The organism is Aquimarina spinulae (assembly GCF_943373825.1).
Classification (GTDB): domain Bacteria; phylum Bacteroidota; class Bacteroidia; order Flavobacteriales; family Flavobacteriaceae; genus Aquimarina; species Aquimarina spinulae.
In genome coordinates, this window is sequence record NZ_CALSBP010000003.1 from 26,998 (window position 1) to 42,426 (window position 15,429).

Sequence of the window (15,429 nt, forward strand, 5' to 3'; positions counted from 1 at the left end):
TTAAACGTTAGCAACTTAAGTCATTTCACATTCAACACGAATAGACTAGAAGTTTTACTAAAAGCATTGAACCCAAACTGAATAAATAATAATCTTGTCTTATTTTTTGGTATTGTTTGCCTAAGGAATTTTCCTCTTATTTATTAGAATGGACTGTTTTACTAGAATCAATCACTAAATATAGGAGAGAATAACTCTGGCGCATCTTGTATCCAAGTTATATGATTAGTTGGTTTTATATACCAAACCTACAGAAACAGCAGAAGCTTTATCATAATTTCTACCATTCATGTTCACGGTATATCCTGAAGAAACACCAAAATTATTTTTATATATAGGTACATATATATTCAGATAAAAATTAGTGTAATCTACTTCGGTTTCTGGCAATGCTCCTGGTCCTCCAGCTTCTACGAATTCGGGAGAACCAATATCAAATCCACTTAATGAATTCTGAATACCAATTTTTGTATGTGCATAAAACCATTTATTATAGTAACCAAGTTTCATACTAAAGAGTGTAGCATTTGGGATATCAAAATCAGCATTATTTCTTAAACTATATGCAGCCTGCAATTCTAGAAAAAGATTAGAAAAGGTAGTAAATTGTATAAAACCACAACCATCAAAAGCAGTAGCACCATTTCCTAATGAAAGTATTCCTGCTTCTTCGTATCCACCCACGGGTACAGCGACTCCCGCAGCTGCTCCCATCGATATTTTTGAAGCATTATTAAATCTTTTATCTACAATTTTGGCTTTTAGAAATAGATTTAAGTCTTGTATTCCGTCTACCTCATTAGTTTTTGATACTGGATCTAGAGCTCCTGTTTCGTTTTTAACGGAAATGTATGGTAATGTAACTGTGGTAGATAACCATTCTAGTACACCGTATTCTGCATATATGTTTATTATAGATGAAGAAATTTCACCCATACCAGCTGGATTCCCCTTGGTTACATTTGCACCTCTATAAAAATTATCAAAACTTTTATAAGAAACAGAAGTAGCAAAAGTAAAGTCATGTTGTTTAGGAAAAAAACCATTTATAATGGTTTGTCCAGATAATGAAGAAATGGAAACAACACAAAATATCCATATCATCTTTTTCGGATTGATTAAATAGTTGAACATAGTTGGCTTATTTAGGTTTTAAGAATATTGGTAGAGTTAGTTTATCATTCACTCGTACTTTTTATATTCTTTTTATTTTTTGTGATTCATAAAATCGTTAGAAATAAAAGTACTATCACATCATAGCGTGATACCATTTTCTAAGCTGTAAAAATTACTTGTAGTACCTTAATTGTTTTAGGAGAAGATACCAATCATTAAAATATTGTAAAGAAGGAGGTTAATCTAATTATTACTGGTGATTGGAGTTTTTTTATCTTTTATATTCAGGTTCCAATCATATGTAACATAGTCTATTTTCGTTGTTTTGGATATTTTGACTGTAGCATATTGATTAATAAAATCAATTACATCAATATTGTAGCTTGTAAAGTCGTCTTCATACCATTTAAATAATTCTGAAATTTTGACAGTACTTGTAGTAATTTGATTTCTTTGAGGATCGTTAATAAACTCTCTGGTTCTTTCTTCTAAAGCACTATTGATGTTATTACTTGTATAAGCTCTATCCCATAACCGAGGAGATGACATGGATCCACAATTAAGTAAAAAATGAATTCGAGGGTCGCCAAATTTTCGTAAGATATCATGCTCAATATTATCTAAACTATAACGAACTCCTTCGGATTTAAAAACTTTTTTCTTCCAGGGGTTTTCGATTTGATTTATGGTTTCTATTGGATATTCATCAATTATCATTTTCATCGAAATGGCGTTATAAACATTAATCCAATATGCCAGCTTTTCCTCTCTTCTCCAATTATCTTTTGGAGAGATATTTTGAAGAGATCTAAAATATTGATAAAAATTAATTACATCTGATGTTACACCATCATAATCAACTAAACCATTTTGTGTTACATTAAGAATTAGGATATTATCCCAAGCACTATGATCTACTTTTTCTTGGGAATAATTAGTGCTAAATAGGAGGAAGGTTAAAATAAAAAACTTTGTTTTAAGAGATTTCATTTTCATAAATTATTAAGGGGTTAATATGAAGCTATTTAAGTGCTTACCTGTCTAATGTACAAAAAAAAAGGGTGTAATGTGCGTATGCAGAATTTTGTGAAAACTATGTGGAATAAAATTCTTACAAATTTTGAAATTATACTGTAATTTGCTTACTGTAAAACCATTACGCAGATTTGAATAACGTTTACACATCTTTTGTTTACCAATAAATACAAAAAAAGGAGCTATTAATTACCTATAATATCTTTGGATTTATAAAAAAAGTAAACTCCATAATTAACATAACATACTGAGGTGGTCTGCGTTTTCTGTCGTTTAAAAAACTTATATTTTGTTTAAGAATTTTTGCTTCAAAAAAATAACTCTCTTTCTTTAAAATGCTTAATGAACGAAGTGTTATTTGAATTATACTAGTATAAATGAATTGAAAAAAAACGAAAAAACACAATTTATAGTGTTAACTTTTTTTTAACAAAAATTTAACTTTTTAACAGAATTTTAAATAAAAAAACATATAATAACGATACTATATTGGTTTGTTGACCTCATGTTTATTCGCTAGTATGTTAAAAAGTTATTTTTGATTATTAGAAGTATCAAAACATCAATTTTTACATTGATATGATCATTTTTTTTAATCAAGGAATTACAAATTAATAAAGCTATTTATTTAACTTAACTGTGGTTTGAATTTTCCTTTACTTTTTCGTATTCTAACAGCGACAACCTTGTATTCTGGACACATTGCTTCAGAATCATGAATATCTCCGGTTAAATTATTAATCATAATTTCGGGGAAATGAAAAGTAGTACTTAATACACCTTTTTTTACTTCATCTGTAATTCTGGCTTTTACATCTACTTTCCCTCTAGGAGATTCTAGACAGACATAATCACCTTCATTAACTAAGTTTTCCTGAGCGTCTTCTGGATGAATCATTAAATAATCATCAGATAATATTTGTTCATTAGCCGTTCTACGAGTCATAGCTCCACAATTATAATGCTCTAACTCCCTGTTTGTTGTTAAAATATATGGATAATCTTTGGCATGTGAAGTTAGCTCTTTGGTTTCTTCCCAAGAATTAAACTCAAATAACCCTTTTCCTCGTTTAAAATCTGTTTTATGAAGGATTTGCGTATCTGTACCATCTTTTGCAACAGGCCATTGTAATCCATTTACACCTAATCTATCCCATTTAATTCCGGCAAAGAAAGGAACGATTTGAGATATTTCTTCCAACATCCCATCGGGAGTATAATCTGGTTGAGCATATCCCATTTTATTCATAATATCTACAATAATTTGTCCGTCTGGTTTAGACCCTTCAATAGGTTCAACAACTTTATGAACCGCTTGAACACGCCTCTCTCCATTGGTAAACGTTCCGCTTTTTTCAAGGAATGATGCCCCTGGTAAAATAACGTCTGCATATTTTGCAGTTTCGGTCATGAATAATTCTTGAACAATTACCAGATCGGTTGCCTGAAGTGCTTTAATAACTTTTTGTGTGTTAGGGTCTGTTTGCACCACATCTTCTCCTATAATCCAAATTGCTTTTAGATCTCCCGCCAAGGCAGCATCAAACATTTCAGGTATTTTGTATCCTATGTTCATAGGTACATTTACACCGTAAAATTCATTATACTGTTTATTTACCTGATCGTTAGTAATATCCAAATATCCTGCTCCCTGATGCGGTTGTACTCCCATGTCAGCAGAACCTTGTACATTATTTTGCCCGCGTAGCGGATTTACACCAACACCTCGTCTTCCAATATTACCTGTAAGCAAAGCCAAATCGGCAATTTGCATTACTGTAAATGTACCTTGAGAATGCTCAGTTACTCCTAATCCATGAAAAGACATCGCATTTGGAGCAGAAGCATAGGCAATAGCCGCTTCGCGTACTTGATTGCGATCCACACCAGAAACGGCTTCTAACTTGTCTATATTTATTGAAAGAATCTCTTTTTTATACTCTTCAAATCCTTCTGTTCTACTTTCGATAAAAGAAGCATCTGCCAGTTTTTCGGTTATAATGTAATACATCATCATATTAAGAACAGCAACATTAGTTCCTGGTCTTAATGCTAAGTGGTGTGTCGCATATTTGGCCAATTCGGTACGTCTTGGATCAATGACAATAGATACATTATCACTTTTCATCGCAAACTGCTTTAATTTGGCTCCTGTTACGGGGTGTGCATCGGTTGGGTTAGCCCCAATAACCATAATGCAGTTTGTATCTTTTAAGTCATCAATAGAGTTTGTAGCTGCCCCGGTACCGTATGTGCGTTGCATTCCTAAAGCAGTAGGCGAGTGGCATACTCGTGCACAACCATCTATATTGTTAGTCTGGATTACAGCTCTAAAGAATTTTTGCATTAAATAATTCTCTTCATTGGTACATCGTGAAGACGAAATCCCTGCCATAGAATCCGAGCCAAATTCATTTTTATAAGAAGTTAATTTTGAAGCGATATATTCATATACTTCATCCCAGCTAACCTTTTCAAATGCCCCATTTCTTTTAATCATAGGAGAATTTAAACGCTCTGGGTGATCGTAAAACTTAAATGCATAACGACCTTTTAAGCAGGTATGTCCCTGGTTTACCTCGGCATCATAAGGAGCTTGAATACTTAATATTTCTCCATTACTGGTTGCAACTTCAAGATTACACCCTACACCGCAATAGGTACAAATGGTTCTTGTTGTATCGGTTGCTTTAATAGCTTTTGACTGAAAAACATCTGAAATAGCAGAAGTTGGGCATGCTTGAGAACAAGCACCACAGCTTACGCAATCAGAATCCATAAAAGATTGATCTAATCCTTTGATAATAGAAGAATCAAACCCTCTTCCAGACATACTTAATACAAATTGTCCTTGCACTTCATCACATGCACGTACACATCGATAACAATTAATGCATTTGGATAAATCTGAAGTCATGTAGGGATGACTTAAATCTTTTGTTTTATGAAGATGATTGTCTCCCTCTGGATAGCGAACTTCTCTGATTCCTACCTGAGCAGCAACCGTTTGTAGCTCACAATTTCCATTTACCTCACAGGTTAAACAGTCAAGAGGATGGTCTGTTAGTACCAACTCAACGATATTTTTTCGTAACTCTTTAACCGATTCAGAATTTGTGTAAATATATTGTCCTTCTGAAACTGGGGTATGGCAAGAAGCCAAGGTCTTAACAGCTCCGTTTTCTTCTAAGGCTACTTCTACGCTACACACACGGCAAGAACCGAAAGGATCTAAGTTTGGTGCATCACATAAGGTTGGAACAAGATTTCTTTCTTTATACCTTCTTATAAAAGAGAGCATAGTTTCTCCTTCAACTATTTCGAAAGCCTGATTATCTATATAAGCTGTTTTCATGATATTAAATGTTTAGTTGAAGTACGTTTTCAATTCATCTTCAAAATAGTGTAACGTATTTCGGATAGGCAGTGGGATACCACCTCCGTGTGCACATAACGACCCTTGTTCGAGGGTAGTTAAAAGGTCTGAGAATAATTTTTGATCTATTTTATGGCCAGAATGTAATGCTTTGCTAGAAAGCTCATGTCCGCGTTTTGTTCCTAATCTACATGGAAAACATTTTCCGCAGCTTTCATAAGAAGCAAAATCAAAAAGATGTTCTATAAATTTCATCATTGGAAAACTTGAAGGAATGCAAATAATTGATGCGTGACCCAGTAAGAAACCTTCTTTTGAAAATGATTCAAAATCTATTGTTAAATCATCAATTTTTGAGATGGGGACTACTCCTCCAAGAGGGCCACCAATCTGAAGCGCTTTAACATCAGATTTAAATCCACCACCCAAATCATTAATAACTACAGAAAGAGGAGTTCCCATTTCTACTTCATAGAGGCCAGGTCGATTAAAAAAGCTATCTAAGGAGACTAGTTTTGTTCCAGAAGAACGTTCAGTTCCAATTTGTTTCCAGGCATTTCCTCCGTTACTTATAATGTAATGTAAAGCGGCTAATGTTTCCACATTATTGACTACAGTTGGCTTATTAAATAAGCCTTTTTGAGCTGGGTAGGGTGGGCGAACACGAACTTCTGGTCGTTGCCCTTCTATAGAATTGATAAGTGCCGTTTCTTCTCCGCAAATGTATGATCCTTGCGCTTGTATAATTTTGAAATCAAAATTAAACCCACTATCTTGAATATTATCCCCGATTAACCCTTCATTTCGAAGGTCATCAATCGCATCTTGTACAATTTTTACAGCTTCAGGATATTCTGCACGTATATACACAATCCCGTAACTTGCATGTGTAACATATCCAGAAATAAGCATCCCGAATAATACCGAATGGGGTTGATGTTCTAATAAATATCGATCAGAAAAAGCACCGGGATCTCCTTCATCGGCATTACAAATAATAAATTTTGTAGTGTTTTCTACATTTCTGCAAAACTCTAATTTTAATCCCATTGGGAACCCAGCACCACCTCGACCTCGAACATTTGAGGTTTTAATTTCCTCTAATATTTCTGCAGAATCTTTTTTGAGTGCATTTATAAGCGGCTTATAAAAATCAGAAATAGTAGTGAATGATTGGGTAAGTATTGCTTTTCCGCTAGCTTTTATAGCATAATTATCTTGATTTAACTCATTTTTTGAATTGATAATTTGATTAAGATTATGAAGTGCATCACCAGAATAATTTTTTCCATTATAATGAAATGCGTTATTCTCATGACATCTCCCAAGACATGTCATATGCCCAATTTCATCTTCCTTGAAATGATCTTTAAGTGAATTGCCTACAGTATCTTGCGTACCGGCACAAACACATGCGGTCCCATTACATACATATACTTTCTTACCTTTGTTTTCGGGCTTTAAAAAATCATAGAAACTAGCTGTGCCATAGGCATTGGCTTTTCCAATTAAAAATTCATCAGCTAATTTTGCTAACTCTTCATCACTTGGTGTACCTGCAGGTTTTGCCAGCTCTCCCATTTTATTGAAAAGGCTTTGATCTACTTTTTTTCTACCTAATAATTCACTTAAATTATCTGACATATATTCTTTTTAACTTGCTTTTGTATCGATGTCTCGAAATTGTTTAGTTGTTTTAGTTCGATAAGGATTAGAGTAACAGGTTGCTCTCTGATTACGACAAAATGCTAATAGTGTAATCCCTAGTTCTTTAGAGTAATCAACAGCTAAAGAAGATGGTGCAGAAACCGCTGCTAGAAACGGAATTTTTGCTTTAAAACATTTAACAACGATTTCATAAGAAACACGTCCACTCACAGTAATTATTTTTGCTTGATCCAGTTTGTTTAATAAAATTAGTTTACCAATAACTTTATCTACAGCATTATGACGACCAATATCTTCCATCGAGCATAGCAATTCTCCGGTTTTAGTAAATGCAGCTGCGGCATGTGCACCCCCAGATTGGTTAAAATTATGCTGTAAAGCGCTCATTTTTGTAAATAATTGATGAATAATATTAACATCAATTATTTCGGTATCATCAATGGTTTTTCCTAGGAAGGATAAATCTCCAAGTTCTGTTCGGCCACAAATGCCACAAGAAGAGACAGATAATAAACTTCTGCTGTTAGAATATCCGTCACCTAGTTCTTCTTCAGGAATAGTGAGATTTACTACAGTTACAATACCATCATCATTCTCTTTTTTTAAGACAATATCGGGCAGGAAATTTATGTTTTTAATGATATCTTCAGAATGAAGCATCCCTCGAATTAGGCTAATATCTTCTCCCGGAGTCCTCATAGACACCGTAAAGGGTTTATTGTTGATATTTATTTGCAATGCTTCTTCAATAGTAAGTGAATCTAATGTTTTATTCACTGAATCTACTTCATATTTCTTGCCTTCATAATTTCTAATTGCCATAAGAACTATTAATTAATAAAGAGCCATTTACACAAAGTTAATAGAAATAATTGTATTATGTTAAACATTAACTATAATGCAAACGAGCATATTTATTGATATTGACTTCTAAAATAGGCCTGTAATATTTCCGTCATTATCAATATTGATGTTTTCTGATGCCGGATGCGCAGGAAGACCTGGCATTCTCATCATATCTCCGGTAATTGGCACCAAAAACCCTGCACCTGCAGCTATTTCTATTTCTCTAATCGTTATAGTAAAATCTTTAGGACGACCTATTAATTTGGGGTTATCAGATAATGATTTTTGAGTTTTGGCAATACAAACAGGAAGATTCTCTAATCCTAATGCTGCAATTGTTCTTAGGTTTTTCTTTGCTTTTGCAGTATAATCCACACGATTTGCACCATATATTTTGGTAGCAATAGTTTCAATCTTTTCGGTTACATCTGCTTCCCAATTGTATAGTGGAGAAAAGTTTGAATCACCAGATTCTACAATCTCAACTACGTGTTTTGCAAGCTCAATGGCACCTTTTCCTCCTTTAGCCCAAACTTCGGCTAAAGCAACTCTTACATTATTATTTTTTGCAAACTCTTGAATAGCTGCAATTTCTTCATCGCTATCAGACACAAATCTATTGATAGCAATAACAGGAGTGATTCCAAACTGCTTTACATTTTCTAAATGCTTTTCAAGATTTGGTATTCCGTTTTTAAGCGCTTCTACATTTGGATCCGTCAATGACTTTAAATCCGCTCCTCCATGATATTTTAATGCTCGTATTGTAGTAGTGATTACGATTGCTTTTGGTGAAATCCCAGCGCTTTGGCATTTTATATCCAAAAACTTCTCTGCACCCAAATCTGCACCAAAACCTGCTTCTGTTACGGTATAATCAGAAAGAGACATTCCCATTCGTGTTGCAATTACAGAGTTGGTACCTTGTGCTATATTGGCAAAAGGTCCGCCATGAATAATTGCCGGGTTACCTTCTATGGTTTGTACCAGGTTTGGTTTGACTGCATCTTTAAGAAGTGCTGCCATAGCTCCTTCGACTTTTAGATCTTTGGCATATACTGGTTTTTTACCAAAAGTATATCCAATAAAGATGTTCCCTAATCGCTCTTTTAGGTTTTCTAAATCATCTGCCAAGCATAAGATTGCCATTATTTCTGATGCTGCCGTAATATCAAAACCTGTTTCTCTTGGGACACCAGAGGTTGTTCCTCCCAGGCCTACAACAATATGTCGAAGGGCTCTGTCATTCATATCCATTACCCTTTTCCAGGTAACAGTTCTGGCATCTATACCCAATGAATTTGTTTTACTTTGTATATTATTATCAATAACAGCCGATAGTAAATTATGAGCTTTCTCTATAGCAGAAAAATCACCAGTAAAATGTAGGTTAATATCCTCCATCGGAAGTACTTGTGAGTAACCACCACCTGTAGCTCCACCTTTAATTCCAAAAACAGGACCTAATGAAGGTTCTCTTAAAACCACTGTGGTTTGTTTTCCTAATTGGTTTAGACCTTCAGACAGACCAATCGACATTGTGGTTTTTCCTTCACCTGCAGGTGTTGGAGAAATAGCAGTAACAAGAATTAAGTTACTTTTGTTTACCTTATTTTTATCAATAACCGAATGCGGTAATTTGGCTTTATACTTACCATACATTTCAATATTGTCAGAATTTAATCCTAGTTTTTCGGCAATAGTACTTATGTGCTTAAGCTGTATCTGTTTTGCTATTTCTAAATCATTCATGTGAAAAATATTTTTTAGGAGTATAATATTAACCAAATTATTTTGATTCTAATATTATACTTGTGAAAAACATTTTCAAATATTAATAATTTGTGTTGATTATAATTAAGGAGCAGAATGGGATCTGATCAAGAATTATTTGTTAGTATAATTATTTATAAATGTGATTGTTTTTATAATGAATGTTCTTTTTTACTTTACATTCATTCTTTTAATATCAAAGAAGCCTGCAATCGCAAAAACAAGAAAATATCCTAAACTATACCATGATACCGTAGGGAACCACCAAAAGAGACTAAGATCTGAAGTTTTTTCATCTAATGGGTTCATGCTTATCATAGAATAGGAATACGGAAAATAAATAGACTCGGGTGCTCTTGCAGCGATTAAACCTACAATTACCAATACCATACCAACGCCTAAAGGAATAATAAAATTTTTAAATCGAAAACTTAACCAGAATTGAATGGCTAAAATACCCAAAACAGAAACAAAAGAGCGAAATAGTATTTTTATATGAAATACATATTCTGGAGAAAATTCTGAAAAATTTAATTGTGGGCGCATGCCACCTAATACATTTCCATTTAGCAAAATTAAACCATAATACATAGCATATGTAGCAAATACAGCAGCAATAATTATGCTTAGTTTACCAAAATAAACACTCCATTTTGGGATTGGTAAAGCAAACAAATGTTTAATAGCCGTAGCTTTATGTTCAACCTGAATAATTAAACTTGTAATAAGGACAATAAATAAAGGAACCAATGCAGGAAGGCTGTTCACAATTTGCTCATTTGCGAATTTATTCCAGGGGTTAACTCCTTCGGCAGGAATCAATTTTTCCCACTTTACCATATATACTATAAAAAATAATAAAGGGATAAGTAGTGCACAAATAGCTGTTAGCCATAAGGCAAACGTATGTTTCAATTTTAGGGTTTCGTTTCTTAAGCTATTGAAATAGAATGTAGTAGTTGTCATTTTTATTAATTTTCGGTGAGATTAAGAAACAATTCTTCCAGGTTATTTTTAATCGTTACCTGATAAATACCAATGTTATTTTTTTGAAGCGAATCGACCAATACAGGAATTTGGGATTTTTCTTTTACAGAAACCGAAAGAAGGTGTTCTTCATGTTCTATCTTTTTTATTTCGAACCCCATTTGAATCAGTTGATCATATGTGCGATGCTTATCGTCTGTTTCAAGTTCGATCCGTAATTGATCTGATTGTGAATCGGTTAAAGCCTTGACAGTATCTTGAAAAAGCATTTTTCCTTCTCTAATAATCCCAACATGAGTACATGTTTTTTCAATTTCACTTAATAAATGACTTGAGATAAAAATGGTGATACCATCTTTGTTCAATTTTTTTATTAATTCCCTCATTTCGATAATTCCCTTTGGGTCCAATCCATTTGTTGGCTCATCTAAGATCAATAACTCTGGTTTTGAAAGTAGTGCTATTGCTAGCCCTAAACGTTGTTTCATTCCTAAAGAAAAGGTTTTTACTTTTTTATTTTTTACATGTAAAAGGTTGACCGTTTCTAAAACTTCATCTATTCGATCTTTCTTGATGTTTTCCCGATACGTAGAGGCAATACGTAAATTTTGTTTTGCACTTAAATGGTTGTAAAGAGAAGGGTTTTCTATTAATGCTCCAATTTTTGATAGTGTATCAATTCTATGGTTTGCGAAAGGTTTTTCAAAAACCCTAATATTTCCCGAATTTTTATTGAGTAAACCTAAGAGAAGTCTTATGGTAGTTGTTTTTCCTGAACCGTTTGGACCTAAAAAACCATATATACTTCCTTTAGGGACTTCTAAGTCTAAACTATCGATATCTTTTTTAGATTTCGAATATGAGAAGTTAAGCTTTTCTGTTTGGACTATTAATTGGCTCATTATCTATACATTTCCCAGAAGACGAATCAATCGATAAGTTGTTACACTTGTTACAATCTCTTCAAGGAAATGTATAGTCTTATAAGTAGTATCAATTCATTCTTTTGATTTTCTTGTAGCAATCTTAATAAACAAAATTATTTTTTGTTTTTTTAGTTGCTTTTTGGATAACCTGATAAAGTTTGATTGCTTGGCTGTAATTTTTATTTTTTTCATATAGCCAACCTAAAAAAACATACTTAGAAAATGACTTGGTTTCATTTTTAAGTATTCCAGATAATCAATTTCTACATTTTTCAATTCGCTTTTAGTGAAATACAAATTTGCTCTTTCCCAAAATAATTCAGTTGTTTTATTTTGATACCTTCAGACCATTTACCTTTTGAATGTTTATACTATTACAGATTATATTTATACTTTTTGTTTAGCTGTTTTTTGCTTTTTTCGTAGTTTAAAGTTTAGAAACTCTATTAATAGTGAGAACGCAATGGTAAAATAGAGGTATCCTTTTGGTATGGTACCAACTTCGCTTTCGAATATCTGAAGATGTGCTAAATGTGCAGCTTCTGCGATAAGCATAAATCCAATAAGGATTAAGAATGAAAGTCCAAGTATCTGAATTGAAGGGTGTTTGTTTACAAAACGTCCTACAGGAGTTGCAAACAGCATCATAATTAATACAGATACTACTACGGCAATAATCATTATTATTAAAGCATCATTAGGATTATCACTTAATCCGTTTGTCATTCCTACTGCTGTAAGGATAGAATCAAAAGAAAAGACAACATTAATTAAGGTGATTTGTACAATTGCATTAGAAAGAGAAGAAGAACTTTTAGCTTCAATTTCTTTTTCTTCTTCACCTTTCTCATCGACCTTTTCATGAATTTCATGAACACTCTTATATAGTAGGAAAATTCCACCGGCAAATAGGATTAAAGCCTGACCACTAATACCAGCTTCTATCCAGGGAAGATTGATATGCCAAAAAGGAGCTTCCATGGCAACTAATAGTGATATACCAAATAATAGAACGACACGCATAACCATGGCTAATAGTAATCCAATATTAGTTGCCTTTTTTTGTTGTTGATCTGGTAATTTGTTAGAAGCCAGTGAAATAAAGATGATATTGTCAATACCAAGAACAATTTCTAAAAATGTAAGTGTTAATAGGGCGACCCAAGCATCTGCAGATGTGAAAATTTCGAACATTATTTTATTTTTTTTGCGGTTCCACGTTGTTTATTAGTTGCATCTACTAATCCGTATTCAAAAGTGTAGATGTTTTTATCGGTTGTTAAGATTTTCATATGTATAGCTTTTTTCTCTGCCATATTTTTGGGAGACAATTTTTGTACAATATATTCACAGTCATTAATCCATCGAATACTGGCTGTGTCAGCCTTACCTCTGAAATAATCAATTTCTATAGTATCATTTCGAATAAAAGTGGTTGTAACCAATTCACCATCCAGAAAAGTTTCAAATTCAAAAGTCCCTGTATGAAAATCTGTACAGTTGCGTTCTTGTTGGTAACAACTACTCATAAGTAGCGTAGAGAAAAATAGTAAAGCAAATCGCTTCATAATTGTTATAAATGAAAAACGAAAATAATTCTATTTCCAGAAAGTTAATAGAAAGGAAGAAAAAAGTTGTTAAGATTTTTTCATGTGATATGAACTAAAGGTACCATCGGTATAAAAAATAACAATTCTATCTATTTCATTTTCTGTAGAAATTACTCGAGAAATTTTTTCTAGAGGAGGAGTATTAGGATCAGTTATTTTTTCTTCTGGGGATGACTGTGAAAATAAATCTTGTTTAGAAACTGTAATTGAAGGAGGTGTAGATTGAGAAATAGTAGAGGTGTCTGGCAAAGGATTTTTTTTCTCAATAGAAACATTCTCAGATTTAGGAAATGTTCCTTTTCCATATAACAACCATTGTAAATCTACATCAGTATATGCATCAACAATCTTCATTACAAAATCAAGACTAGGTTTGTTACGTCCGCTAAGAATATGAGAAATAGAAGAACGACCTACACCCATGTAATCTGCAAAAGATGAGGCAGATACAGCATGATAATCCATTATTTTTTGGATTCTTTTACCAAAATCTTTATTGTTTACCATTGTAAACTAGTTTAAGAGTAAATATTGGTTACAAAGGTAAACAAATTTGTTGAAAAGACTAGTTTACAATTGTAAACTAGCAATAAGGAGTGTTAAATCATTCATTTACTTAATTATCTTTAATTATCTGATTATTAAGATTATGCATAATATATATTATTGTTATTATTTTTTCTGTTAATAACTAGAATACATTTGGAAACATAACAAGCATAACTGTTTAACGATGTAAACAAATAGATCTATTTTAAGTGTTTACAAATGTAAATAGATTATTGTTACACTTGTAAACAGTACTCTAGTTTACAAGTGTAAATATTAATCTGATTTGTTATGAATCTTCGGTAAACTATAGTAATTTCGTAACCTTCTAAAACAAATTAATGGATACGCATACATTACAGAACTGGTTCGATACCTATAAAGAAGTTTCTTTATTTGGGCGTTATATTACTCTGGATTATATTTCTCCTTTATTAGATCTTTTATCTTTAAAAACCGAAATTGAACAGATAGGGTTTTCTGAGAATAATGCATCTATACATCTTATTAAATTAGGTAGTGGATCTAAAAAACTTTTGTTTTGGTCGCAGATGCATGGTAATGAAAGTACAACTACAAAGGCTGTATTTGATCTCTTAAACTTCGTTACAGACGTTTCAAATGATTTGGCAAAAACTATTTTAGAAGAGTGTACAATATATATAATACCTATTTTAAGTCCCGATGGAGCAAAGGCATATACCAGGCTTAATTTTAACCAGGTAGATCTTAATAGAGATGCACAGCAAAAAACACAAAAGGAGAGTATAGTATTTAGTAAACTAGTCGAGCGTATTCGACCGGATTTTGCGTTTAATCTTCATGGGCAACGTACTATTTTTAGTGCAGGAGAAACTAAGTATCCTGCCACTGTGTCTTTTTTATCTCCTGCAAGTGATTTGGAACGATCAATAACTCCAAGTCGTAAAATAGCTATGGAAATCATTGCTAAGATGAATATGGTGCTCCAACACTTTATTCCGAATCAAGTAGGGCGATATGATGATGGATTTAATTTAAATTGTGTAGGGGATACTTTAGCGAGTATGGGAATACCTACTATATTGTTTGAAGCTGGGCACTACTCTAATGATTATGATCGTGAAATAACCAGAGAATACATATTTTATTCTCTTTTAACTTCGATAGAATATATAACGACTACTCAAATCACAGGAGATAGATATAAAGATTATTTTTCAATACCAGAAAATGGAAAATGTTTCTATGATGTCATTATAAGAGATGTCATGTTAAAGGGTGAAAATGTAGATATAGCCGTTCAATACAGCGAAGAATTAGTCAAAAAGAGTGTGAAATTTATACCAAAAATTGTTAAAATTGGCGATCTTCAAAAATTTTACGGTCATAGAGAGATTATTGGCAAAAAAAGGACAATATATAACGAAAACGTTACAGTAGAGATAGTTCCAGAGGCTATGCTGTTAAAATTTCACCTAAACTCTGAATTATTCTTAATAGAATCAACAAAAAGTTAAAATAAAATGTATGGAAACTGTATTTTTCTGCTAAATTTGCAATG

Annotated in this window: 12 protein-coding genes; 1 reads left to right on the forward strand and 11 read right to left on the reverse strand. The window is 32.7% G+C overall.

What is annotated here, in order from left to right:
• Positions 1-225: 225 nt before the first annotated feature.
• The 11 genes from NNH57_RS22845 to NNH57_RS22895 form a co-directional block, all read right to left on the reverse strand.
• A complete protein-coding gene (locus NNH57_RS22845; protein ID WP_132066053.1) occupies positions 226-1,104 on the reverse strand; it encodes a hypothetical protein in 879 nt (292 codons plus the stop codon).
• Between the two features lie 255 nt (positions 1,105-1,359).
• Positions 1,360-2,106, reverse strand: a complete 747-nt coding sequence (locus NNH57_RS22850; protein ID WP_074406434.1) for a DUF547 domain-containing protein — start codon at positions 2,104-2,106, stop codon at positions 1,360-1,362.
• Positions 2,107-2,779: 673 nt separating this feature from the next.
• Positions 2,780-5,506: a formate dehydrogenase subunit alpha gene (gene fdhF / locus NNH57_RS22855; RefSeq protein ID WP_108808873.1), complete on the reverse strand. Its 2,727-nt coding sequence runs from the start codon at positions 5,504-5,506 to the stop codon at positions 2,780-2,782.
• Positions 5,507-5,518: 12 nt separating this feature from the next.
• Positions 5,519-7,171 carry an NADH-ubiquinone oxidoreductase-F iron-sulfur binding region domain-containing protein gene (locus NNH57_RS22860; protein WP_108808874.1) on the reverse strand — a complete coding sequence of 551 codons (1,653 nt, stop codon included), beginning with the start codon at positions 7,169-7,171 and terminating at the stop codon, positions 5,519-5,521.
• A gap of 9 nt (positions 7,172-7,180) precedes the next feature.
• Entirely contained in the window at positions 7,181-8,017 is an 837-nt protein-coding gene (gene fdhD, locus NNH57_RS22865; RefSeq protein WP_108808875.1) for a formate dehydrogenase accessory sulfurtransferase FdhD, read from the reverse strand.
• 108 nt (positions 8,018-8,125) lie between these two features.
• Positions 8,126-9,793, reverse strand: a complete 1,668-nt coding sequence (locus tag NNH57_RS22870) for a formate--tetrahydrofolate ligase (protein ID WP_074406430.1) — start codon at positions 9,791-9,793, stop codon at positions 8,126-8,128.
• Between the two features lie 192 nt (positions 9,794-9,985).
• A complete protein-coding gene (locus tag NNH57_RS22875) occupies positions 9,986-10,780 on the reverse strand; it encodes an ABC transporter permease (protein WP_074406429.1) in 795 nt (264 codons plus the stop codon).
• Positions 10,781-10,785: 5 nt separating this feature from the next.
• Complete coding sequence (locus NNH57_RS22880) at positions 10,786-11,703, reverse strand: ABC transporter ATP-binding protein (protein WP_074406428.1); 918 nt, start codon at positions 11,701-11,703, stop codon at positions 10,786-10,788.
• Positions 11,704-12,114: 411 nt separating this feature from the next.
• The gene (locus NNH57_RS22885) at positions 12,115-12,921 is read right to left on the reverse strand and encodes a TerC family protein (RefSeq protein ID WP_074406427.1); all 807 of its coding nucleotides are present in this window, start codon (positions 12,919-12,921) and stop codon (positions 12,115-12,117) included.
• On the reverse strand, positions 12,921-13,295 hold the full coding sequence (locus NNH57_RS22890; protein WP_074406426.1) for a DNA topoisomerase IV: 375 nt from the start codon (positions 13,293-13,295) through the stop codon (positions 12,921-12,923). The genes NNH57_RS22885 and NNH57_RS22890 overlap by 1 nt, the downstream gene beginning before the upstream one ends.
• A 69-nt stretch (positions 13,296-13,364) precedes the next feature.
• Complete coding sequence (locus NNH57_RS22895; protein WP_074406425.1) at positions 13,365-13,844, reverse strand: helix-turn-helix domain-containing protein; 480 nt, start codon at positions 13,842-13,844, stop codon at positions 13,365-13,367.
• A 383-nt stretch (positions 13,845-14,227) separates the two neighbouring features.
• Between NNH57_RS22895 and NNH57_RS22900 the strand changes: the two genes are divergently transcribed.
• A complete protein-coding gene (locus NNH57_RS22900; RefSeq protein WP_108808876.1) occupies positions 14,228-15,385 on the forward strand; it encodes a M14 family zinc carboxypeptidase in 1,158 nt (385 codons plus the stop codon).
• Positions 15,386-15,429 lie beyond the last annotated feature (44 nt).